24 protein-coding genes and 1 riboswitch are annotated in these 22513 nt (G+C 68.1%); of the genes, 7 read left to right on the forward strand and 17 right to left on the reverse strand.

Translation table 11 applies throughout. From position 1 onward, the window contains the following. The first annotated feature begins 113 nt into the window (after positions 1-113). On the forward strand, positions 114-491 hold the full coding sequence (locus Q7X29_RS32125) for a VOC family protein (RefSeq protein ID WP_316576250.1): 378 nt from the start codon (positions 114-116) through the stop codon (positions 489-491). Here Q7X29_RS32125 and Q7X29_RS32130 read toward each other — a convergent pair whose 3' ends face one another. After that, positions 492-815 carry a DoxX family protein gene (locus Q7X29_RS32130; protein WP_316576375.1) on the reverse strand — a complete coding sequence of 108 codons (324 nt, stop codon included), beginning with the start codon at positions 813-815 and terminating at the stop codon, positions 492-494. A gap of 104 nt (positions 816-919) precedes the next feature. Then, entirely contained in the window at positions 920-1768 is an 849-nt protein-coding gene (locus tag Q7X29_RS32135) for an SDR family oxidoreductase (protein ID WP_218722076.1), read from the reverse strand. A gap of 99 nt (positions 1769-1867) precedes the next feature. Here Q7X29_RS32135 and Q7X29_RS32140 point away from each other — a divergent pair, with 99 nt between their 5' ends. Then, positions 1868-2287: a winged helix-turn-helix transcriptional regulator gene (locus Q7X29_RS32140; RefSeq protein WP_316576251.1), complete on the forward strand. Its 420-nt coding sequence runs from the start codon at positions 1868-1870 to the stop codon at positions 2285-2287. A gap of 57 nt (positions 2288-2344) precedes the next feature. Here Q7X29_RS32140 and Q7X29_RS32145 read toward each other — a convergent pair whose 3' ends face one another. From Q7X29_RS32145 to Q7X29_RS32160, 4 genes are all read right to left on the reverse strand, one after another. Then, positions 2345-3049 carry a polysaccharide deacetylase family protein gene (locus Q7X29_RS32145; protein WP_218722078.1) on the reverse strand — a complete coding sequence of 235 codons (705 nt, stop codon included), beginning with the start codon at positions 3047-3049 and terminating at the stop codon, positions 2345-2347. Positions 3050-3163: 114 nt separating this feature from the next. Next, positions 3164-3745, reverse strand: a complete 582-nt coding sequence (locus tag Q7X29_RS32150) for a L,D-transpeptidase (RefSeq protein WP_316576252.1) — start codon at positions 3743-3745, stop codon at positions 3164-3166. Positions 3746-3970: 225 nt separating this feature from the next. Next, a complete protein-coding gene (gene lpdA / locus Q7X29_RS32155; protein WP_316576253.1) occupies positions 3971-5374 on the reverse strand; it encodes a dihydrolipoyl dehydrogenase in 1404 nt (467 codons plus the stop codon). A 75-nt stretch (positions 5375-5449) separates the two neighbouring features. Continuing rightward, positions 5450-5893, reverse strand: a complete 444-nt coding sequence (locus Q7X29_RS32160) for a MarR family winged helix-turn-helix transcriptional regulator (protein ID WP_218722081.1) — start codon at positions 5891-5893, stop codon at positions 5450-5452. A 90-nt stretch (positions 5894-5983) separates the two neighbouring features. Between Q7X29_RS32160 and Q7X29_RS32165 the strand changes: the two genes are divergently transcribed. Then, positions 5984-6313 (forward strand): rhodanese-like domain-containing protein, encoded by a 330-nt coding sequence (locus Q7X29_RS32165; RefSeq protein WP_218722082.1) that lies wholly within the window; start codon positions 5984-5986, stop codon positions 6311-6313. Between the two features lie 55 nt (positions 6314-6368). On the opposite strand, the gene Q7X29_RS32170 is transcribed toward Q7X29_RS32165, so the two are convergent. After that, on the reverse strand, positions 6369-7271 hold the full coding sequence (locus Q7X29_RS32170) for a LysR family transcriptional regulator (RefSeq protein ID WP_316576254.1): 903 nt from the start codon (positions 7269-7271) through the stop codon (positions 6369-6371). Here Q7X29_RS32170 and Q7X29_RS32175 point away from each other — a divergent pair. Further along, on the forward strand, positions 7263-9173 hold the full coding sequence (locus tag Q7X29_RS32175; RefSeq protein WP_316576255.1) for an adenine deaminase C-terminal domain-containing protein: 1911 nt from the start codon (positions 7263-7265) through the stop codon (positions 9171-9173). The genes Q7X29_RS32170 and Q7X29_RS32175 overlap by 9 nt on opposite strands. 31 nt (positions 9174-9204) lie before the next feature. Beyond that, positions 9205-9909, forward strand: coding sequence for a YczE/YyaS/YitT family protein (locus Q7X29_RS32180; RefSeq protein WP_218722085.1), 705 nt, complete (start codon positions 9205-9207; stop codon positions 9907-9909). Between the two features lie 49 nt (positions 9910-9958). Here Q7X29_RS32180 and Q7X29_RS32185 read toward each other — a convergent pair whose 3' ends face one another. Continuing rightward, positions 9959-10933: a dipeptidase gene (locus Q7X29_RS32185; protein WP_218722086.1), complete on the reverse strand. Its 975-nt coding sequence runs from the start codon at positions 10931-10933 to the stop codon at positions 9959-9961. A gap of 134 nt (positions 10934-11067) precedes the next feature. On the opposite strand from Q7X29_RS32185, the gene Q7X29_RS32190 reads away from it, so the two are divergent. Both Q7X29_RS32190 and Q7X29_RS32195 read left to right on the forward strand, forming a co-directional pair. Further along, the gene (locus Q7X29_RS32190; protein ID WP_316576256.1) at positions 11068-11598 is read left to right on the forward strand and encodes an AMIN-like domain-containing (lipo)protein; all 531 of its coding nucleotides are present in this window, start codon (positions 11068-11070) and stop codon (positions 11596-11598) included. Positions 11599-11637: 39 nt separating this feature from the next. Then, entirely contained in the window at positions 11638-13701 is a 2064-nt protein-coding gene (locus Q7X29_RS32195) for a prolyl oligopeptidase family serine peptidase (RefSeq protein ID WP_218722088.1), read from the forward strand. Positions 13702-13704: 3 nt separating this feature from the next. On the opposite strand, the gene Q7X29_RS32200 is transcribed toward Q7X29_RS32195, so the two are convergent. The 9 genes from Q7X29_RS32200 to Q7X29_RS32240 all read right to left on the reverse strand — a co-directional run bounded on the left by Q7X29_RS32200 (position 13705) and on the right by Q7X29_RS32240 (position 22227). Then, positions 13705-14574, reverse strand: a complete 870-nt coding sequence (locus Q7X29_RS32200; RefSeq protein ID WP_218722089.1) for an alpha/beta hydrolase family protein — start codon at positions 14572-14574, stop codon at positions 13705-13707. Then, positions 14574-15206, reverse strand: coding sequence for a TetR/AcrR family transcriptional regulator (locus Q7X29_RS32205; RefSeq protein ID WP_316576257.1), 633 nt, complete (start codon positions 15204-15206; stop codon positions 14574-14576). The genes Q7X29_RS32200 and Q7X29_RS32205 overlap by 1 nt, the downstream gene beginning before the upstream one ends. A gap of 333 nt (positions 15207-15539) precedes the next feature. Continuing rightward, a complete protein-coding gene (locus Q7X29_RS32210; protein WP_316576258.1) occupies positions 15540-16145 on the reverse strand; it encodes an alkylhydroperoxidase domain protein in 606 nt (201 codons plus the stop codon). Beyond that, positions 16142-16612 (reverse strand): hypothetical protein, encoded by a 471-nt coding sequence (locus Q7X29_RS32215; RefSeq protein ID WP_316576259.1) that lies wholly within the window; start codon positions 16610-16612, stop codon positions 16142-16144. The genes Q7X29_RS32210 and Q7X29_RS32215 overlap by 4 nt, the downstream gene beginning before the upstream one ends. Beyond that, positions 16609-17616: an LLM class flavin-dependent oxidoreductase gene (locus tag Q7X29_RS32220; RefSeq protein WP_316576260.1), complete on the reverse strand. Its 1008-nt coding sequence runs from the start codon at positions 17614-17616 to the stop codon at positions 16609-16611. Before Q7X29_RS32220 ends, Q7X29_RS32215 begins: the two co-directional genes overlap by 4 nt. Then, entirely contained in the window at positions 17613-18359 is a 747-nt protein-coding gene (locus Q7X29_RS32225) for an ABC transporter ATP-binding protein (protein WP_316576261.1), read from the reverse strand. Before Q7X29_RS32225 ends, Q7X29_RS32220 begins: the two co-directional genes overlap by 4 nt. Next, a complete protein-coding gene (locus tag Q7X29_RS32230) occupies positions 18349-19248 on the reverse strand; it encodes an ABC transporter ATP-binding protein (RefSeq protein ID WP_316576262.1) in 900 nt (299 codons plus the stop codon). The genes Q7X29_RS32225 and Q7X29_RS32230 overlap by 11 nt, the downstream gene beginning before the upstream one ends. Beyond that, positions 19229-21064, reverse strand: coding sequence for an ABC transporter permease (locus Q7X29_RS32235; protein ID WP_316576263.1), 1836 nt, complete (start codon positions 21062-21064; stop codon positions 19229-19231). The genes Q7X29_RS32230 and Q7X29_RS32235 overlap by 20 nt, the downstream gene beginning before the upstream one ends. Beyond that, positions 21064-22227 (reverse strand): ABC transporter substrate-binding protein, encoded by a 1164-nt coding sequence (locus Q7X29_RS32240; RefSeq protein WP_316576264.1) that lies wholly within the window; start codon positions 22225-22227, stop codon positions 21064-21066. The genes Q7X29_RS32235 and Q7X29_RS32240 overlap by 1 nt, the downstream gene beginning before the upstream one ends. A 42-nt stretch (positions 22228-22269) precedes the next feature. Further along, a riboswitch (SAM riboswitch) is annotated at positions 22270-22386 on the reverse strand. Between the last annotated feature and the right edge of the window lie 127 nt (positions 22387-22513).

Consider the following 22513-nt stretch of genomic DNA (forward strand, 5'->3'; position numbering starts at 1 on the left):
CGGCGCGTTGTCCCGCGCTCATGTTGTGACTCAGCTCATAGGGCGAAGCGTTCGGTTCGCCGTCATGGTTTCAACCGTACATCGTACGGAGTTAAACGAACCGAGGAGAACGCATGCAGATCACCGGCTCCGCCATCTCGCTCAATGTCGCCGACCCCCAGGCCTCGGCGAAGTTCCTGGTCGAACACCTCGGCTTCACCGAACAGATGGCCGCCGACGGGTTCGTCTCCCTCCAGCGGCCCGATGCCGGAATGAACGTCATCTACCTGCGCACCGGCCTGAGCACCTTCAAGCCGGCGCGCATCGCGGGCAGCGCGGGCGACGGCACGCTCGTGGTGTTCATCGTCGACGACATCGACGCCGAGTACGAGCGACTGCGCGCCGCGGGCGTGCCGATCGAGACGCCCATCGAGACCGAGGAGTGGGGCGAGCGCTACTTCCAGATGACCGACCCGAACGGGATCGTCATCCAGCTGGTGCAGTGGGTGTGATCAGCGGCGCGCGACGCGCAGCGCGGCGACGACCATCGGGATCTGCAGCGGCAGCCGCGCCAGCACACCGGCCTTGAACAGGCCGTTCGCCTTCGGATTGCCGACCACGTCGACGGCCATCTGGATGTTCGCCGGGAAGACCCCGACGAACAGCGCCGCGGCCAGCCAACCGCCGAACCGGCGGGTGCGCGGCACCGCCAGCGCCGTCGCGACGCCGAGCTCGGCGACCCCGGACGCGTAGGTGTAGGTCCGCGGGTTGCCGGGCAGCTTCGGCGGCACGATGCCGTCGAACGGCTTCGGCGCGACGAAATGCAAGGCACCCATCACGAACAGCAGCCCGCTCAGGTAGGAGTGCGCGCGTCGACGGGGAGTTTCGGTAGCCACACCCGAACTCTGCCACACCACTCCCCGTCGGCCCACCCCCGAAATCAGCCGAGGAGGGCGCGCAACGCCTCGGCGGGCGGGGTCACCGGGCGGCCGAGGAGCTTGGCCAGGTCGCCCGTGCGGACCTCGAGCAGGCCGTCGGCGATGCCCGAGTCGGCATCGGCCAGCGCCGCGGCCACCGGCTCGGGCAGGCCCGCCTGGCGCAGGACCGCCGCGTAGTCGGCTTCGGTCAGGTTTTCGTAGCGCACCGGCGTGCCGGCGACCTCGGTGAGTACGGCGGCGATGTCGGCACCGGTCAGGGCGTCGTCCCCGCCGAGCTCGTAGACGCGGCCCTCGTGGCCGTCGGTGGTGAGCACGACCGCCGCCGCCTCGGCGTAGTCGGCACGCGGGGCACCGGAGACCTTGCCCTCGCCCGAGGCGCCGGCGAGCACACCGGTCTGCACGGCATGCGCGGCGCCGGCGGCGTAGTTCTCCCAGTACCAACTGTTGCGCAGCAGGACGGTCGGTACCGACGCGGTGGCGAGCACCTCCTCGGTGCCCCGATGCTCCTGCGCCAGGATCATCCGGTTGTCGGTCGCGACGGGGATGCTGGTGTAGGCGAGCAGCTGGACACCCGCGCGCTCGGCGGCCCGGATGACAGTGGTGTGCTGGGCGACCCGGGCGCCGAATTCGTTACCCGAGACCAGCAGCAACCGGTCGACACCGGCCAGCGCGGCATCGAGTGCTGCGGAATCGTCATAACTCGCCTGCCGGACCTGCGCACCACGTTCGGCCAGGTCGGCTACCTTGGCGGGATCGCGCACGATCGCCACCGGCTGTTCGCCCGCCGCCAGCAGGGCCTCGACGACGAGCCTGCCCAGCTGTCCACTCGCTCCGGTCACCGCAACAGTCATGATCTTCCTCCAGGGTTTGTACCGATTTTGAAGTACTAACTATTCGTAAGCACTATGCATTCCGCAGGCACTCTGGTCAAGGGCGGTACGATCGGCAGCATGAGCACGCAGCCCCCGTCGACCGACGACGATCAGGCGCTGGAAGCCGACGTCTTCGCGCGCAACTGCGAGTCGCGGCCGGTGCTCCAGAATGTCGCCAGCCGGTGGGGCGTGCTGGCCCTGGTGGCACTACGCGAAGGCCCCTACCGATTCAGCGCGCTGCGCAGGCGCGTCGACGGCGTGAGCGAACGGATGCTGTCGCAGACCCTGCAGACCCTCGAACGCGACGGCATGGTGCATCGCGAGGTGCTCGAGGCCATTCCGCCGCGCGTGGAGTACACGCTGACCGAGCTCGGCGCGCAGGTCGCCGAGCGCTTGGAGTCGCTGATCGTGGTCCTGGAGACCAACATGGACACGGTCCGCGAAGCCCAGGCGAGCTACCACCGATCCGCCACTCCGCGGACCCAGGCCGATCGCTAGGCCCGGCGCGATTCGCGGCGGCGCGTGCCGAGTCGGAGTGCGCCTGTCCCCGGCGAGTCAGCCGTGGTCGCGCCGGAGCAGCTCGGAGACGGTCGTGAATTCGTAGCCTCGGGAGCGCAGGCCGGTGACGATCTCGGGGAGCGCGGCGGCGGATTCGCGCCCGTGCATGACGTGCAGCAGCACGACCGAGCCGGGCCGAGTCCGGGCCAGGGTGTCGGCGACGACGTCCGCACGGCTCGCGCCACCCGCGGAGTCGGGCTCGACATCCCAGGTCACGGTGGTGCGGTCGTGCTCGGCGAGGTAACTGGGGAGCGCCCAGAGCTTCTTGCCGTAGGGCGGCCGGAAGGTGATCGGGCCCTGGTAGCCGGTGCGGCGGATCTCGGCGTCGGTGCGCTCGATCTCCTCGCGCACGGTGTCGCCGGAGACCAGCACCATGCGGCGATGCGTATAGGAGTGATTGCCAATCTCGTGGCCCGCCGCGGCGATCGCCGCGCCGTATTCGGGGTGGGCGGCCAGGTCTTCCCCGACCAGGTAGAACGTGGCCGGGACCCGCGATTCGGCGAGCACGCGCAGGATCTCGGGCGTGCGTTCGGTCGGCCCGTCGTCGAAGGTCAGGGCGACCAGTTTCTCGTCGGTGTCGACGCGATCGACCAATCGTCCCGTCAACTGGTAGGTCCGCGAATTCATCAGCACATACAGCCCGCCGACCACCACCAGCAGTACCGCGACGACCGCTGCCCCGCCGATCAACCACTTACGCACACAAGCTGTATACCGCACGAGGGGAACCCGGCGACAGACGAACGCGAGAACATGGATGACTCACCGGGCACGGGCTGACCCGTCCCGGCAAGCATCCTCGGCCACTCCGTACAGCTACTCGATCACCTGCGTGATGTCGCCCGGGTTCAGGTAGTCGAAGAAGCGGTGGGCGCCGTCCTCGGTCATGCGCACACAACCGTGCGACTTCGAATTCACCGGGCCGACATGGAATGCCATGTCACCGTTGAAGAAGGTGGCCCAGCGCATCGGCGCGTTGTGCATCGTGCTCCAGTGGAATTCCCGCTTGAAGGAAATCCGGGTGACCGCGGGCGGAGTTTCGTATCCGGCCATACCGTGCGAAATCGGCGTCGGGCCGAAGATCACCCGGCCGTTGTCGACCAGCCACGCTTCGTTCGTCGACAGCCGCATGCACGCCCTCGCCTCGACCACCGGGCACGGCGACGCCGTCGGGACGACGGCGGGAACACCGGGAAGATCGGGGCCACCGGGGAAAAGCGGTTCGGCCACCGCGGGCGCCATGGTTCCGAATCCGGCCACCGCTACCACTGCCGCCGCACGAGCTACCCAACCGAGAATGCGCTTGCTCATCGAATCCGTTGCCTCTCTGTCCGCCTCCCCGCGACTCTTGCCGGTGGTCGGCAGGTCGAACAGCCAGGGTGCCGGGCTGGCGGTCACGAGGAAGTCAGCTAGTGGGCGTGCCCGGCGAGTTACCCATGTACTCACGAGATCAGGTGTAGCGACTATCGAGCGAACGAAGAACTACACGGATCATCGTGGACAGCATCCCCATTCGCCAAATCAACGCCCGCAATTTTGGCCGAAAAGAAATACACGCAATTCGTGTCGCGGACACGACCGAGGGGCGGTCGCCCGGCGACCGCCCCTCGTGTCTTCGACGAATCAGAAGTTGATCATGTGGCCGGCGAGGCCGTGGATCGCTTCCTGCAGCGCTTCGCTGAGCGTCGGGTGGGTGTGCACGTTGCGCGCGAGCTCGTTGACCGTGAGGTCCCACTTCTGGGCCAGGGTCAGCTCGGGCAGCAGCTCCGAGACGTCGGGGCCGATGAGGTGGCCGCCGATGAGCTCGCCGTGGGTGTTGTCGGCGATCAGCTTCACGAAACCGGTCGGGTCGGCCAGGCCGTGCGCCTTGCCGTTGGCGGTGAACGGGAAGGTCGCGACCTTCACGTCGTAGCCCTCGTCGCGGGCCTGCTGCTCGGTGAGACCGAAGCTGGCGACCTGCGGCTGGCAGAAGGTGGCGCGCGGCATCATCCGGTAGTCGCCCAGGGTCAGCGTCTCGGCGCCGGCGATGGTCTCGGCGGCGACCACACCCTGCGCCTCGGCGACGTGCGCGAGCTGGAGCTTGGCGGTGACGTCACCGATCGCGTAGATGTGCGGCACGTTGGTGCGCATGTTGTCGTCGATCGCGATGGCGCCACGGTCGGTGAGGGCGACACCGGTGGTCTCCAGGCCGTAGCCATCGACGCGCGGCGCGAAGCCGACGGCCTGCAGCACCTTGTCGACGGTGACGGTCTCGATCGCGCCGGACTTGTTGTCCTTGATCTGGACGGTGACCTTGGAGCCGTCGTCGTCGATCGACTGCACGGCGGCACCGGTGGTGATGGTGATGCCGAGCTTCTTGTACTGCTTGGTGATCTCCTTGGAGACGTCGATGTCCTCGTTGGGCAGCGCGCGGTCGAGGAATTCCACGATCCGCACGTCGACGCCGTAGTTCTTGAGGACGTAGGCGAACTCCATGCCGATCGCGCCCGCGCCGACGATCAGGATCGAGCCGGGCAGCTCACGGGTGAGGATCTGCTCCTCGTAGGTCACCACGTTGGCCGAGAGCTGGGTGCCCGGCAGCAGCTTGGTGGTGGTGCCGGTGGCGATGATGACGTTGTCGAACGTGATCGTCTCGGTGCCGCCCTTGGTCAGGGCCACATCGAGCGAGTTCGGGCCGGTGAAGGTACCGAGACCGTCGAACTCGTCGATCTTGTTCTTCTTCATCAGGAAGTGCACGCCCTTGACGCGCCCGTCGGCCACCTTGCGGCTGCGATCGAAGGCGGCGCCGAAGTCGAAGCTGACCTCACCGGAGATGCCGAAGGTCTTGGCTTCCTTGTGGAAGATATGGGCCAGTTCGGCGTTGCGCAGCAGTGCCTTGGACGGGATGCAGCCCACGTTCAGGCACACGCCACCCCAGTATTTCTGCTCGACAATCGCTGTTCGCAGGCCGAGTTGAGCGGCACGGATCGCGGCGACGTATCCGCCGGGACCAGCGCCGAGAACGACGACATCGTAGTGGGAAGTCACGACCCCGAGCCTAACTCTGTTTCGGGGAGTTCACCCACCCGTCCCCCACTTAGGTGAGGTGCGCGCGAGCGGGCGCTACGGACCGCCGAGCACCTTGCGCAACGTGTCGGCCACGGCCGCGAGCTCGGCGGCGCTCACGTGGGCCCCGAGCCTGCGTTCGATGCCGGCGAGGTAGTGCGGCGCGGCCTCGCGGAACCGCTGCCTGCCGAGGTCGGAGATGGCCACCAGCGCGGACCTGCCGTCGTCGGGGTTGGTCTCGCGGCGCAGCAGGCCGTCGGCTTCCAGCTCGGCGACGAGGCGACTCACCCTGGTCCGGCTGAGGACGACCTTGTCGCCCAGATCGCTCATCCGCATCGGCCCGGCCGCGTCGAGTTCGAGCAGCACGTCGTACCAGGTCAGCGGCAAGCCGGTGGCTTTGCGGAGTTCGGCGTCGAGTTCGGGGACGAACGCCGCGTGCACCTGCAACAGCGCCGCCCACGCGGCGACCGCGGGACGACGGGACGGCTGATCGTTCGGCACCGGACCAGTCTACCCACTTGCGTGCGTGCGCACACAACTAGTAGCGTGTGCACGCACATAAATTTCCTTCGAACAACCGAGGTGGACCCCATGACCGCACTCATCACCCGCGACGAACTGGCCGCGGCGATCGAGTCGAACACCGTGACCGTGCTCGACGCGCTCGGCCCGGAGTACTACGCCAAGGCGCACCTGCCCGGCGCGCTCAACCTGATCGCCGACGATGTCGCCGACCGCGCCCCCGAACTCCTGCCGGACCGCGACGCGGCGGTCGTCGTCTACTGCTCGAACGCCGGGTGCGGCAACAGCCAGGTCGTCGCGAGCGAGCTGGAAGCCCTCGGCTACACCGATGTCCGCAAGTACCGCGAAGGCATCCAGGACTGGTCCGAGGCGGGCCTGCCGATCGAAACGTCGGCCTGACCGCTCGCGCCACAGCGTTCCACCGCCCGACCAGCGGCCCGCCGACGGCGAGCCGCTAGTCGGGCTCGCCGGGCCGCAGCGCCTTGCCGATCTCGTCGGCGAGCAGGAAACCGGCCAGGCCGTGCCCGTGCTTCTCCCGGCGCACCAGCGAGATGATGTTGACGTCGAAAGCGTCGCGCACCTGCCGGAAGGCCAGGCGGCTGTCCCGGAGTTCCTCAGCGATGTCGAACTCACTGAGGAAGGCGATCGCCTCGCCGGACATCGCCAGCCGCTTCATCGTCTCGATCGAATTGGTGTGGAACGCGGGCTGGATATCGAGACCGGCGTTGGCGAAGGCCTCGGCGACGATCCCGTGGATCACCATGGAACGGTCGGCGAAGATCAGCGGAAACGGAGTGCACTGCGCGAGCGGGATCGTCTCCATCGGGGCCAGCGGATGATGCGGCGAGACAACGACTCCGAGCCGCGTGTTCATCTGCCAGCAGACCTCGAGCTGCGCCGACGGCGGGATATTGAAGCCGAGGCCGAGGTCGGCCTCACTGTTCTCGATGGCCTGCACGATGTCGAGGGTCGACATGGTGCGGATCGAGATCCGGACCTGCGGATGCCGGGCGCGAAACGTCGTGGCCGCGGTGGCCACGACACTGCTGGCCAGGCCGGTCATGGTGGCGATCACGACCTCCCCGCTGCCGAGCGCGCGCAGATCACGGATGTCGGCCACGGTCTCGCGGTATTGCCGCAGCGTCTGCCGGATGTGCACGAGCAGCGCCTCGCCCGCCGGGGTGAGCCGCATGCCGCGCGGCAGCCGTTCGAACAGCGGCTGGTCGAGTTCGGCCTCCAGCAGCAGGATCTGCCGATTGATCGCCGACGGCGCGACATGGAGCCGGGCACCGGCCGCGCGAATCGACCCGAGCCGCGCCACTTCGTCGATGTACTGCAGCAATCGTGAATGGAGCACCGCCACCTCCTGGAATTAGTGTACGAAAATTTAGTACACCTCGTGCGAAAACGAATGCTTGTGGGCAACGGTGCTGATCACGTCCAATCGATACAGGCGCAGCGACAGTGCCGAAATATCGAGATGAGGACCGCCATGCCCCAGCAGAATTCGACGACCGAGGCCCCTTTCCCGGGCGCCGCCGAGGTTTCCGCCCACGACGATCACATCCGCACGATCTTCGCCATCCTGGCAGGCGAGCAGGAAGCGGACCTGCTGCTGCGCAATCTGCACATCCTCGACGTGCACAGCGAATCCGTCTATCCCGGTTCGCTGCTGGTCCACGGGGAACGCATCATCGCGCTGAACCCCGACGAGTCGATCGTGCGCTATCGCGAATCCTTCGACGGTGGCGGCCTTTACGCGATTCCCGGCCTGATCGACTCGCACCTGCACTTCGAATCCCAGCTCGCGCATCCGGCGGCCTTCGGCGAGGCGATCGTGCCGAGCGGCACGACCACGGTCTTCGGCGAGACCCTCGATTTCGCCAGCGCGGCGGGCGACGAAGCGGTCGACGCCGCCCGGGCGCTGTTCGCCGACCACGACAAACTCCCCTACCGGCTCTACGCTTTCGCGCCGGGGAAGAAGACCTCGCCGGAAGTCACCGAAGCGATGCTGGCGATGGATCCGGTCATCGGCCTCGGCGAACTGGCCCATCTGTCCTATATGACCGGCAACGCCGACGATTTCCGCAAGTCCGCGCTCGGCCGGGCGAACGCCGGATTCGTCAACTGCCACTGGGGCGTCACATCACTGCCGGACATGCTGCTCAATTACATGCCCGCGATCGGCGTCGACAACAACCACGACGTCTGGAACGAAGCCGATATCGAGAAGAGCATTCGCTACGGCCTCAACACCCAGATCAAATTCGGCGTCGGTAGCCCGGAGGTCATTCGAACAATGTTGCGCGCCATCGTAAAACGGCACTGGCCCGCCGAGAACTTCCAGCTCTGCGCCGACAATATCTCGGTGGACCGGGTCCTGCGGCAGGGCCATATCGACTGGGTCGTCTCCCTGGCCGTGGAGATGGGTATGCCGCCGATCAAGGCGATCAAGATGGGCACCCTCTACGCGGCGCGCTCGTTCCACAAGGACCGCGATCTCGGCTCGCTGAGCCCGGGCCGCTTCGCCGACATCGTGCTCACCGACAGCCTCGCCACGATCAATCCGCGCTATGTCTTCAAGGGCGGCAAGCTGGTGGCCCGGGATCGGCGCCTGCTCGAGCCCGTCGGGATCGACTATTCGGTGCTGGCCAAGCGGCCCAGGCCCGGGCTCGAGGGCCTGCGTGCCGAACAGCTCGACCTCACCCCGATCGAGATCTCGGCGGACGGCACCCGGGCGAAGGTGCTGCTCTTCGACGTCTACGGGCGCGGGCATCGCAAGTTCGCGCAGGAGGTCTGGGTGCCGGTGCGCGACGGCGCGATCGTTCCCGAGCACGACGGGGTGCGGCTCAACCGGATCTCGATCGTGCAGCGCTACGCCGACGGCGCGCGCCACATCGTGAACGGGCTGTTCCAAGGCGTCTCGATCGAGCGCGGGGCGGTCTCGACCTTCTGGCCAGCGCCGTCGGCCTACTTCGTGGTCGTCGGATCCGACAGCGCCGAGATGCGCGCGAACCTCCAGCAGCTCGACGGGCTGGTCGGCGGCTGTGTCGTCACCGACGAGCAGGAAGCGAAAGCCGTGCTGCCGCTGGACTTCTATGGCGTCATGGCGGATATGGACCTGACCGAACTCGTCGAGGCGACCCGGTCGATCGACGAGGCGCTGGCGAAAATCGGCCATCACAACGAGGGCGAACCGGTCGTCAACAAGCTACTGACGCTGTTCATCTCGCTCGATCGCTTCGGCTTCATGAAATAGCGTCGGCTACCAGAGCAAGGGATCCACCGCTATGCAGCACGACAACGACGCGGCAGTCATCGACAACGGGAACAAGGTGCGCCGCTGGATCACCTACGTCGCCGGAATCTATATCCTCACCCTCGGCCTCAGCCTGGCCATCAGGGCCGGGATCGGGATCTCCCCGCAGAGCAGCCTCACCCGCACGATGACGCTGGTGTTCACCCCGCTGAGCCAGGGCAACTACAACCTCATCCTCGAGATCATCATGCTCGGCCTGACCTTCCTGGTCGGACCGAAGGCTTTCAAGGCGAGCTACCTGCTTTCGATGATCCCGGCGCTGGTGCTGGCACTGCTCCTCGACCTGAACCTGTGGCTCACCGAGTGGGTCCACCTGGAGCCGTACGCGGCCAACCTCGTCTTGCTGGTCTTCGCCGACGCGATGCTGGCGCTGGGCCTGTTCCTGATGATTCGCGCGAACCTGATCCTGATGCCGATCGACCTGTTCGTGAATACGATCCAGCAGCGGACGGGCCGCAAGTGGGGCAACATCAAGACCGTGTTCGACTGCACGCTGCTCGCGATCTCGGCGGGCATCGGGCTGATCTTCCTCGGCGCACCGCATTTCATTCGCGAGGGCACGATCATCAACGCGATCCTCGTCGGCCAGTACGTGAAGGGGTACTTCTTCCTGTACGGGAAGGTCACGGCGCGCAAGCGCGCGGCCCAGCCGGTGCCGACGCCCGTCGCCGACTAGCGCGAACCGCCGCCGCCCCGCGCGGCAGGCTGGTTCGCCTCGGCTGCGGTCAGTCGCGCCAGACCTGGCCGGCGACCCTGGCGAAGTTGCCGCCGAAGATCGCCGCGCGCTCGGCTCGGTGGAACCCCCGGTCGGCCAGCAGCTCGTCGAGGCCGGGTGCGCCGGACTCGCCGAGCAGGTCCTCCGGGGGAACCCATTGGAGCGGGCCCCATTTCGTGTACGCCTCGGAGAAAGCGCCGGGATTGTCCCGGATCTCGTCGTTGAATTCCCGGCCGTCGAAGGAGTAGTCCGAACCGATGCCGATGTGGTCGAGCCCGACCAGATCGACGCCGTAGCGGATGTGGTCGGCCATGGCGGCCAGCCGGGCTGCGTGGTCGTCGGGAGCGTTGTGACCGAGGAAGATTCCCACCCCGTTGATGCCGATCACCCCGCCGGTCTCGGCGCAGGCGCGGGCCTGGTCGTCGGAGATGTTGCGCGGATGCTCCCACAGGGCAGCGAAATTGGAGTGGCTGTAGATCATCGGGACGGCGGTGTTGGTCGCGATATCGAGCCCGGTGCGACGCGAGCAGTGCGAGCCATCGGCGAACACGCCGACCTCGTTCAGCTTGCGCACCAAGTCTTTTCCGTAGCCGGTGAGGCCGGCGTCCTCGGTATCGAGACAGCCACAGCCCGCCGCGTTGGCGTGGTTGTAGCTCGGGAGCAGCGAGCGCACGCCGAGCCGGTAGAACATCTCCACATTGTCGAGATCACCGCCGAGCGGGGCCGAGTCCTCCAGGTCGAAGGCCAGCGCGATCGCGTCGTCGGCGCCGATATCGGCGCGGCGCTCGACCAGCCGGAAACGCGGATCGGCCGATGCCTGGTCACGGAATTGGTGCAGCAGCGCCAGCGAATCCGTGGTGGTCTGCGCCGAATACCCGACGTTGACCGACAGATACGACCCGAGCGGGTAGCGGGCGAGCTCGCCGATGCGCGCGGTGTGATGCAACGGCAGACAGCAGTGCTGCTCCCACAGGAAGGGCGCCATGGTCACCTCCGGTCGTAGTCCGTGACCTGCGATCCTACGGATCGCAACACATCCGGAACCTCAACGACGCTAACGGGTTGTCTGATCGGTCCGATCAATCAGTACTTCCTCCCACTGCCCGAAGGCGGTGCGACATGCGTCGCTTCCTCGTCCTGCTCACCACGCTCGCGGCCTGCGCGGGCCTGTGGACCCTGCCCGCTACCGCGACCCCGTCCTCCTGCGGACTCACCTGGGGCTCCCTCGACAAGTCGAGCGCGGGGTACTCCACCGCGACCGTCGGCGCAGTCCGGTCCGGCCGCCACGACTGCTTCGACCGCCTCGTCGTCGACCTGTCCGGCCCGCTCCCGGGCTACCGCGTCGGTTACGTCGACACGGTCGCCATGGACGGCTCCGGCGCCGCGGTCCCGTTGCGCGGCGGCGCGTACCTCCAGGTGATGGTGCAAGCCCCGGCCTACGACGCCGAGGGCAACAGCACCTACCGCCCCGCGAACCGCGCCGAACTCGTCGACGTCGGCGACTACCCGACCTTCCGTCAGGCCTCCTGGGCCGGCTCGTTCGAGGGCCAGACCACCCTCGGCCTCGGCGTCCGCGCCCGCCTGCCGTTCCGGGTTCTCACCCTCGACGACCCCGCTCGCGTGGTGATCGACGTCGCTCACTCCTGGTGAGCCCGCACACTCCCGCGGCCACTCGGCAACAATGGGGGAATGAGCGGCGTTGAGCAGGACGTGACGGATCCCTATCTCTGGCTCGAGGATGTGACCGGCGAGGCCGCGCTGGACTGGGCGCGGGCCCGCAACGAGGTGGTGCGGCAGCGGTTCGCGGACACGGAGCGGTTCGGCGCGCTCGAGCAGCGCGTGCTCGCCATGCTCGACGACGACACCAAGATCGCCTACCCCGGCCGGCGCGGGCCGTGGCTGTACAACTTCTGGCGCGATGCCGAGCATCAGCGCGGGCTGTGGCGGCGGACCACCTTCGAGTCCTACGCGAGCGAGAACCCCGAGTGGGATGTGCTGATCGACGTCGACGCCCTCGCCGAGGCCGACGGGGAGAACTGGGTCTGGGCGGGCGCCACCGTCCTGCGGCCCTCGCAGGAGCGCGCCTTCATCCAGCTCTCCCGCGGCGGTGCCGACGCGAAGGTCCAGCGTGAATTCGACCTGACGACAAGGGAGTTCATCGCACCGGCGGACGGCGGGTTCTTCCTGCCCGAGGCCAAGTCGCAGCTGCGCTGGATCGACATCGACACCGTCTACGTCGGCACCGATTTCGGCCCCGGCTCACTCACCGATTCGGGCTACCCGCGCATCGCCAAGCGCTGGCGGCGCGGCACCGCGCTGGCCGAGGCGGAGACGGTCTTCGAGGGCAAGCCGACCGACGTCTCGGTCAGCGCCGGTTACGACCGCCATCCCGGCTTCGAACGGCACTGGGCCGGCCGGGCGACCGACTTCTTCAACGAGGAGATCTCCCTGCTGGATGCCGATGGCACCTGGCGCCTGCTGGAGACTCCGACCGACGCCGATGTGAGCTGGTATCGCGACTGGCTGCTGGTGCGGCTGAAGACCGCGTGGGAGGTCGGCGGCGCGACCTTCGAGCCGGGCAGCCTGCTCGTCACCGATCTGCCGGGGTTCCTCGCCGGCGAACGGGATTTCGAGGCCCTGTTCACGCCCGACGCGCACACCTCGCTCGACGGCTGGGGCTGGACCGAGAACCACCTCGTCCTGACCACCCTGCAGGACGTGCAGACCGGCCTGCGGGTGCTCACGCCCGGCCCCGACGGCTGGACGACGACCGAACTCGCCGACTCCCCCGCCATGTCGTCGACCACGGTGAACAACCTCGACCCGCTCGAGGGCGGCGACGAGTTCATGCTCACCACCACCGGATTCGCCACGCCGACCACCTTGCTCAGCAGTGCCATCGGCGAACCGGCCACGGTGCTCAAGCAGGCCCCCGCCTACTTCGACGCCACCGGCATCGAGACCGAACAGTTCTTCGCGACCTCCGACGACGGAACGGCCGTGCCCTACTTCGTGATTCGTCACCGTGACCGTCGCGGCACGCCGAGCCCGACCATCATGAACGGCTACGGCGGCTTCGAGATCTCCAAGACGCCCCAGTATCTGGGCTCGGCGGGCATGGCCTGGCTGGAGCGCGGCGGCACCTACGTGGTGACCAATATCCGCGGCGGCGGCGAATACGGCCCCGAATGGCACACCGCGGCACTGAAAGAGCACCGGCACCGCGCCTTCGAGGATTTCGCCGCGGTCGCGCGCGACCTGGTGACCCGTGGCATCACCACCCCGGATCGCCTCGGCGCCATCGGCGGCAGCAACGGCGGTCTGCTGATGGGCGTCATGCTCACCCGCTACCCGGAGCTGTTCGGCGCGATCGTGTGCCAGGTGCCGCTGCTGGACATGCGGCGCTACCACCTGCTGCTGGCGGGCGCGTCCTGGGTGGCCGAGTACGGCGACCCGGACAAGCCGCAGGAGTGGGCCTACATCAGCGAGTACTCGCCCTATCAGAACACCGACACCGGCAAGCAGTACCCGCCGATCCTGCTCGCCACCTCCACCCGCGACGATCGCGTGCACCCCGGGCACGCGCGAAAGATGGCGGCGCTGCTGGAATCCCAGGACCGCACCGTCTGGTACTACGAGAACATCGAGGGCGGGCACGGCGGCGCGGCCGACAACAAGCAGTCGGCCTACCTGTCGGCGCTGGTCTACGAGTTCTTCACGCAGATGCTGATGGAGGGCCGCCGTTCGGCGTAGGCCCTAGCGGTCGCGCAGCCACTTCTCGACGACGTCGACCGTGGAATCCGGATTGGTGATCCAGCCGTTGTGCCCGAGGGCCTCCGGCTGGAACCACCGGGTCACCGGCGCCGCGGGCAGTTTGCTCAGCAGGTGGTCGGCGGAGGTCTGCGGCGCCAGGTCGTCGCCGGCCACAGTGATCGACAGGATCGGGAACTTCAACCGCGAGATCCGTTCCTCGTAGTCGATATCGGCGCCGACGGGCACGAAGCGCCCGGTGCGGGCCAGCCGCGCCCAATCCGACATGAGCACCTTGGACTGCCTGCCGAAGGCGCGGCGGCCGAGCATGTCCCCCGGCCAGAACCCGGCCAGATTCGACGCGACCGCCACCGCGGCCGTGCCGACCAGCATCCCCGGCCCGAGCACCCCGCGATATCCGCGGAAGTACGGCGTGCCGGACGCGATCAGGATCAGCCCGGCGATCCGCCCGCGCGCCCTGGCGGCGTAGAGGACGGCGAGCTGCCCGCCCATGCTGTGGCCGAGCAGGTAGGGCGTGCTGCCGGGGAACCGGTCGCGCACCGCCTGCAGGATCGCCGGGAAGTCGACGGAGGCCAATTCGTGGTAGCCGTAGGCGCTGTCGGCGTCGGGCCGGTGCGTGCTGTCACCGTTGCCGCGCAGCTCGCCGATGGCGACGTCGAAGCCGCGCTGGGCCAGCCGGTCGCCGAAGTACTCGTAGAACTCACCGGGCACGGCGAGGCCGGGCACGATGACGACGACCGGTCGCGGCGCGTCCGGAGTCACCGGATGTCGATGCGGGCCGCGCGCGGGGATGAGCCGCACGGGCAGGGTGGTGCCGTCGGGCACCTGGATCGGGACGACCTCGACCCGGGGCATCAGGCCCCTACCGCACCGAGGATCACCCGGCTCAGCACTTGGATCACGTCGTCGAGCGGCGGCCGCGGATCGGAACCGCTCCAGCCGTCGACGACATAGTTGACCGCGCCGATGATGGCCAGCACGCGCAGCTCGTAGTCACCGGAGGGGATCTCGCCGTGCATGGCGGCGTCCTCGGCGGCGCTGGCCAGCAGCGAGCCCCACACGCGCCGTAGCTCCAGCCGGAACTTCTCCACCTTGGGGCCCGCGCCGACCACCTCGACGAGCGCCACCCGCGCCTTGCGTGGATCGGCGCCGATCGCCTCGACGTAGGCGCGCACGGCGGCATCGATCTGTTCGAGCACCGTCGCGTCGGTCTTCGCTTCGAGAGCAGTGGCGACCGCTTCGCGCGATTGCCGATCGATCTGCTCGTACAGTTCCAACAGCAACGACTCGCGGCCGGTGAACTCCTCGTAGAACTGACGGGACGACAGTCCCGCGTCCTTACAGATGGCACCGACCGAGCTGTTGGCGTACCCGTCGCGCGCGAAGACCGTCAGGCCTGACTCCAGAAAACGCGCACGCCGCTGGCGTTGCCGGTCCTCTACGGGTTGCCCGGCATACATTCGTCCCGTATTCGCATCCTGTGACATTGTCGCTGACAATACCGAAGGGCCCGATCCCCTCGTCATGGATCGGGCCCTTCGGCTGCCCTTCCGGCTTACCGCGCGTTAGCCGAAAGTTGGCTACAGTCCGCTCAGTTGCCCGAGGCCTGCGCAGAACCGGTGCTGAGCGAGCTGGTGAGCAGGCCCAGCAGCAGGGTCAGGATGTTGCCGTCAGAGCCGTCATCGGTGATGTTGTAAAGCATGTGTCACTCCAAGTTGATGCTTTGTGACTACGTTGTCACTGGCCATTTGCCGTCTCGGACGATACCGAGGCAAATCTGAACAGGGAGTGTTTTAGAGGAATTTCCTAGAACTTTTTTGTCACTTGGCACAAGCCCCAGGAACTTCCGGCTCGCCCAGGCTCGACATGAGCCGGTTCGCCCACGAGAACGACGCCGTCGACAGCACCAGATCGTGAATGTCGGCGTCATCGAATCCCAGCAGGCGCAGCCGCGCCAGTTCCGCGTGCGCGGGCCGGGGCGGGTGCGCGGCCAGCGCGGCGGTGAAATCGATGATCGCGTCCCAACGTTCGTCGATCCGGACCGTCACCCCGTCGTCGAGCAGCCGCTGGACATCGTCGGCGCGCTTGGACAACTGGGATGTGAAACGAGAGTGTACCGACGCGCAGTACTCACATCCGTTGAACCGGGAAGTAACCGTCGCGGCGAGTTCGCGTTCGGCGCGCGTCAACCCCTCCCGGCTGTAGAAGATGTCCTTGTCGTTGGCGCTGCGATGGGCCAGCACCTCGGCATTGCGGGCCAGCAGCCGAAAGTACGGACTCTCCCCGCGCCCGCCTTCCAGCAGCGGGCGCTGCCGCTGGTCGGCGTCGGCGAGCGCGATCGGCTCGACCCAGGGCACCCAGTCGAGCTGGTCCTGGGTGAAACCGGCCGGGCGCGCGAGAGTCTGGACATCACGGACCTCGGTCATCGTGCGGCTCCGATCAATTCGAGGCCGGCCAGCAGGCGGACCTGGTAGTTCACGAACCCGACGAGCTGGGAGACGGTAACGACATCGGTCTCCGACAGACCCGCCGCCAGCAGCACGTCGATATGGGCGCGAGTGCTCGTGGCCGGCGCGGTGGTGAGCCGGGCCGCGTGCCGCAGCGCGGCGGCCAGTACGGTGTCGCCCGCCGAATCCGGTTCGTTCCCAGCGCTTCCCGCGCGGCCCGCGTAGTAGGCGGCGAGCTCGGTGGCCTCGGCCAGGGTGGCGACATGCGCCGCGATGGCGGCCAACCGCCGCGGACCGAAGGCCAGGCCCGCCGGTCCCTCGAACAGCGCGTCGTGCACGCCCTGGGTGTGTTCGACGACCGCCGGCCTGGACCGTCGGACGACGGCGACCCTGGCCGCCGCCTCGGTGCCGAGCACCGCATCGATGACATCGGTCGCGGCACTCATGCCGAACCCCTTTCGCTGACCTGCCTGCCGAGGCGCGGTGCTACCTCGGTGGCGAGAAGTTCGATCGATCGCAGCACGGCGCGCTGGTCGGGATCGATCGGATGAACCTGGACGATGAGATCGGTGGCAGCGCCGACCGCGCGATCGGCGGCCAGCTGCGCGGCGACCTCGTCGGGAGTGCCGATGGCGGAGTCGCGCAGCACCTCCTCGACGGTGGACGCCACTTCCGGAATCCCCGCGGTACGAAGGTGTTCCAGGAAGCGCAGGGCTCCCCGCTGCGCCCACCGGTGGGCTTCCTCATGGGTGTCGGCGACGAAAACGCTACGAGAGGCACCGATTCGGGCGATCGCGCCGCCGGGCAGGTTGTCCCGGTAGGCGCTGATCAACCGCGCCTGCACGTCGTCGAGCGCGACACCCGGGTCCCGTGGCTGGGTCCGCGAGAGCAGCAGACCCGCACCCGCCCCGCCTGCCCGGGCCGCGCCCTCCACCGAGAAACTGGCGTGCCAGACCCGATCGCGCAGCGAGGCCACCGGTGGATGCAAGGCCCGGCCGGGAACCAGTTCCGCGCCGTCGAGGGCCGCGGTGATCGCCGCCAGCTTCTCGACGTACACGCGCTGCCTGTCCTCGGGCGCGATCCCGAACAGCGCGAAGGAACTCTTGGACCCGCCGCTGCCATAACCCAATTCGAGGCGGCCGCCGGACAGGGTGTCCAGCACCGCCGCGTCCTCGGCGACCCGGATCGGGTCCTCGAGCCCCAGGGTGACGATGGCGGTCCCGAGCCGGATCCGTTCGAACCGGGCCGCCGCGTGCGCGAGGAACACCAGCGGCGACGGCAGGCCGCCCTCGGCCGGGTCCACGTGGTGCTGGGCCACCCAGGCGGTGTCGTAGCCCAGTTCCTCGGCCAGCCCGATCTGGGCCAGCGCGTCGGCGTAGACCTGGGCCGCGGTCTGCGCGTCGTGGTAGCGAACCAGCCGTGTGAACAGGCCGAGCCGCAGCCCGCTCATGCGGCGGCCTTTCCGAGGTAGGCGTCGCGGATGGCGGGATCGTCGAGGAGCTCGGCCGCGGTGCCGCGCAACACGATCTGTCCGCCGCGCAACACGTTTCCGGTATGCGCGATCGACAGCGCCAGCTCCGCCTGCTGCTCGACGATCAGGATGGCCAGGCCCAATTCGGCGTTGAGCCGGGCGATCTCGTCGAGCACCCGGTCGACGAACAGCGGCGAGAGCCCCATCGTCGGCTCGTCCATGCAGATCAGCCGTGGCTTGCTCATCAGCGCCCTGGCGAAGGCGAGCATCTGCTGTTCGCCGCCGGACAGGGTGCCCGCCTGCTGGGTCCGGCGCTCGCGCAGGCGCGGGAAGTGCTCGTACAGTTCGGCGGCCCTGGCCGCGAGCACCGAGCGGCGCTCCTTGCGGATGTAGCCGCCGACGTAGAGGTTCTCCTCCACCGTCATCGCGGGGAACACGCGCCGGGCCTCGGGCACCGAGGCCAGTCCCGCCTCGATCCGCTCGGCCGGTGGGCTGGTGCTCACGTCGACACCGTCGATGCGGACCGCGCCCGAACTCGGGCGCAGCAGGCCGAGTGCGGTCTTCATCGTCGTCGACTTGCCGGAGGCGTTGCCGCCGAGCAGCGAGACGATCTCGCCGGGGCGCACGCTCAGCGACACCTTGTCCAGCGCCCGCGAGGGACCGTAGTGCACGGTGACCTCGTCGAATTCGAGGATGGGCGTGGTCTTGTCGTCATTCGGCACCGACAGTCACCTTCTCGTTCGGCACAGCGGCGGGCGGCGTGCGGCGTCTGCGCCGCCCGAGGTAGGCCTCGACGACGCGCTCGTCGTGCTGGATCTCCTCCGGTGTGCCCTCGGCGATGATGCGGCCCTCGTCGAGCACGATCACCCGGTCCGACAGTGCGTTCACCAGCTCCAGTTTGTGTTCCACGAGCACGATCGTCTGCCCGGCGGCTTTCAGCTCGGCGAGTTGCCGCCCGACCTCGGCCGTCTCGGTCTGATTCATGCCCGCCGCCGGCTCGTCGAGCAGCAGCACCGTCGGGCGCAGCGCCAACGCTCTGGCGATCTCGGTGCGACGGCGGTTGGCGTAGGACAGGGTGTAGGCGTTGTGCTCGGCGCGGGGTTCGAGGCGTTCGGCGAAGCGGGCCAGCTGGGTGTCGACCAGGGCGGTGGTCGCGCGGCGTTCCGCGCGGACCGCGGGCGTCGGCACCAGCGCCAGCACCGTCTCGGCCACCAGCGGAACCCAGCGCAGCACCGGGATCCGGGCCACCGACTGCCACGGGCGGGCCGCGGTGATCGTGGTGTGCAGGCCGATCTCGACGTTCTCGCGCACCGTCAGATTGCCGAACACCCGGCCGTTCTGGAACGTTCGGGCGATCCCGGCCCTGGCCGCGGCCTCCTGCGAGCCGGGCCGCAAGCGGACGCCGCCGACCTCCACCCGCCCCTCGTCCGGGCCGAGCACGCCCGAGACGAGATTGACGGTGGTCGTCTTGCCGGAACCGTTGGGACCGATGATGGACACGAATTCGCCGGGGGCGACCCGCAATTCGACGCCGTTCACCGCCTGCACGCCGCCGAAGGACTTGTGCAGGCCGGTGACCGAGAGCACGGGGTCAGGCGTGGACGGGGACACGTTCTCTCCTCACCAGAACGCCCTGCGGGCGGAACCGGATGATCAGCAGCAACACCACGCCGTAGAGCAGGATGCGTGCCTCGGGCGCCAGTCGCAGCGCCTCGGGGACGCCGATCAGCACCGCCGCGCCGAGCACCGCGCCGTAGGGCGATCCGGTGCCACCGAGCACGAGAATGGTGACGATCAGCAGGGACATGGGCAGGTTGAACACGGTCGGGTCGATATAGCTGTACTGGTGGGCCAGCAGCGCGCCCGCGATCCCGGAGAACAGCGCGCTGATCGCGAAGGCCAGCGCCTTGTAGTCCCGCACCGCGACGCCGGAGGAGCGCGCCGCGACCTCGTCGGCCCCGACCGCGCGCAACGCGGTGCCCAGGCGCGAGCCCTGCACCCCGACCACCACAGCGACGGTGACCACCAGGAACGCCAGGTCCAGCCAGAAGACCTCGGTGTTCTCGGCGAACTCGTGACTGAGGACGCTCGGCACCGGAATGCCGAAGATGCCGTAGCTGCCCCGGGTCAACGACTCCCAGTTGCGGATCACCGCGACGATCACGATGCCGATGCCCAGCGTGGCGATCGCGACGTAATGCCCGTTCAGGTTCCACAGCGGCGCGGCCAGGATCGAGGAGACGACCGCGGCCAGCACGCCGCCGGTCAGCGCGGCCGCCAGGAACGGCCAGTCGTGGTTCACCGTGAGGATCGCCGAGGTGTACGCGCCGATCGCGATCGGCCCGGCCTGCCCGATCACCAGCTGTCCCGCCGAGCCCGCCACCAGCGTCATCGAGACCGCGACGATGGCGTAGGCCAGGATCTGGGTGCCGACCACGATGGCGTAGTCGTCGGCGACCAGCGGCACGATCAGCGCCGCTACCGCGAACGCGGCGACCGCGTGCCACCACCGCACCCGCAACTGCCTGCCGACCCCGAGGAAGGTGCCGGTGAGCGGTTCGGCGCTGATCGCGGGCACCTTGGCCAGCAGGCCGCCGGGCCGCAGGATCAGGAACGCCACCAGCACGCCGAAGGTGATCAGGTCGCGGTAGCCGTCACCGAAGACGTAGATCCCGAACGCCTCCAGAATGCCGAGCGCGAACCCGCCGATCACCGCGCCGGGGATCGAGCCGAGGCCACCGATGGTGGCGGCGACGAACCCGGTCAGCCCCGCGAGGGTGCCGCTGGTCGGCGAGATGTTCGAGTTGTACAGGCCGACGAAGATGCCGGCCAGACCGCCGAGCCCGGAGGCGATGGCGAAGGCCAGCACCTGGATGCGGCTCACCCCGATCCCCATCTGGGCGGCGGCGTCGGGATCCTGGGCCGTGGCCCGGATGGCCAGGCCGTAGCGGCTGAACCGAAGGAACCCGGCCAGCCCGGCCATCACCACCAGGGTGATCGCGAACATCACCAGATCGGAGGTGCCGAAGCGGACCCCACCGAGCTGGAAGTTGTTGGTGGGCAGCACCTGTGGGAACGGACGGGTGTCCGGCCCGAAGACGATCTGGGTCAGGTTCTCGATGATCAACCCGGCTGCGACCGTCGCCAGCAGTGCCGCGATGGCGGGCGCCTTGCGCAGCGGATGCACCGCCAGCACATCGATGAGCACACCGACGGCGGCGGTGATCGCGAGCACCAGCACGATGGTCAGCCAGAGCGGAAGGCCCTGCTCGGCGATGAACCACCAGCCCAGGATCGACCCGAGCGCGAACACCGCGCCGTGCGCGAAGTTGATGACATTGGTGACACCGAAGATGAGGGTGATGCCCACGGCGAGCAGCGCGTACGCGTTGCCGTGGACCACACCGGCGATCAGCGTGTCGAACATCAGCGGTTGCCGGTCGGCACGAACTTGCCTTCCTTCAGCACCAGCTCACGCGGGGTCACGCCCTTCGGGCGTCGCGTTTCCTGGTCGAAGGCGAAGGTGCCGAGGCCGATTCCGGTGAACTGCGTTTCGGTCCGGAGACCGTCGAGGATGCCCTCGCGGGTCGCGCCGCCCTTCTCGGCCGCTTGCGCCACCACGTGCAGCGCGTCGTAGGCGTAGACGTTGAAGTCACCCGGATCGGTGTTGAACTTCTTGCGGAACTTGGTGACGAAGTCCTGCACCTTCGGGTCCGGGTCGGCGGGGCTGAAGATTCCGTTGACGATGTCGCCCTCGGCGGCCGCGCCGGCCAGCGAGATGAACTGCGGGGTGTTCTGGCCACCGAAGAACTGGCCGGTGAAGCCCACATCACGCAGCTGCTTGACCACCAGCGCGCCGTCGGGGCCGTAGCCCAGGTGCACCACCGCGTCAGGGTTGGCCTCGCGGCCCTTGATCAGTATCGGCTTCACATCGGTGGAGTCGGGCAGGATGGGCGAGGAGTAGACGATCTCCACGCCCTTCTGCGCGGCGAATTTCTCGAAGAACTGGAAAGCCTGCTTACCCCAGTCGGTTTCGAGGTAGACCACCGAAACCTTCTTGGCTTTCTTCGACACCCACTCGGCATTGCGCTCCTGGAACACGTCGAGGGTGATCGACGGGCTCCACGAGTAGTCGCCCGCCTTGGTGAAGTCGACCGCGGAGTTGGTGAAGCCGTACTGGACGAGCTTGCCGCGGTTGTAGATCGGCGACGCCGCGATCGAGGCAGGCGAGGAGAAGTCGCCCAGCTCGGCGATGATCGACTTGTCGTCGACGAACTTGGTGGCGATGGGCACGGTCTGCTTGGGATCGGACTGCGAGTCCTCCCACTTCAATTCGACCTTGCGGCCGTTGATACCGCCCGCGGCGTTGATCTCGTCCAGAGCCAGCTCGAAGCCCTGTTGCCACAGGCGCCCGTACTCGGCCGACGGACCGGTCCGGGGCCCCGAGACACCGAAATATACCGGTCCATCGGCGGATTCGCCGCTACCGGAATCACTGCAACCGACCACCGCGGCGGCCACCGTCACCGCCGCCAGCGCACCGGCGACAATCTTGACACGACGGCGCGAGCCGATCGAGAACTTGCTCATTGCTGATTTTTCCTTCGAACATGCCGAACGCACGAAAGAACCCTTCGGCGCTTGCGCTCTCCCTGTCGAGAGCACCTGGTCGTCACCCGGGGCACCCCACCGCCGAGCGAGGGTTGCCGATCAGCGAGCCGGGGCTCGAAAGTGCTGATACTCGTGACCGTGGGAGGAAATGTAGCAGCAGGTCACGCGGCGTCCGGCGATTCATGACCACCACTGATGCCGTTCCGGGACAGTCGGATACGGCCCTAGCTGCGGCGATCGGCGCACGACCGATTTGCGATCAGCT

Origin of the sequence: Nocardia canadensis (assembly GCF_032656385.1) — a bacterium.
Lineage (GTDB): Bacteria > Actinomycetota > Actinomycetes > Mycobacteriales > Mycobacteriaceae > Nocardia > Nocardia canadensis.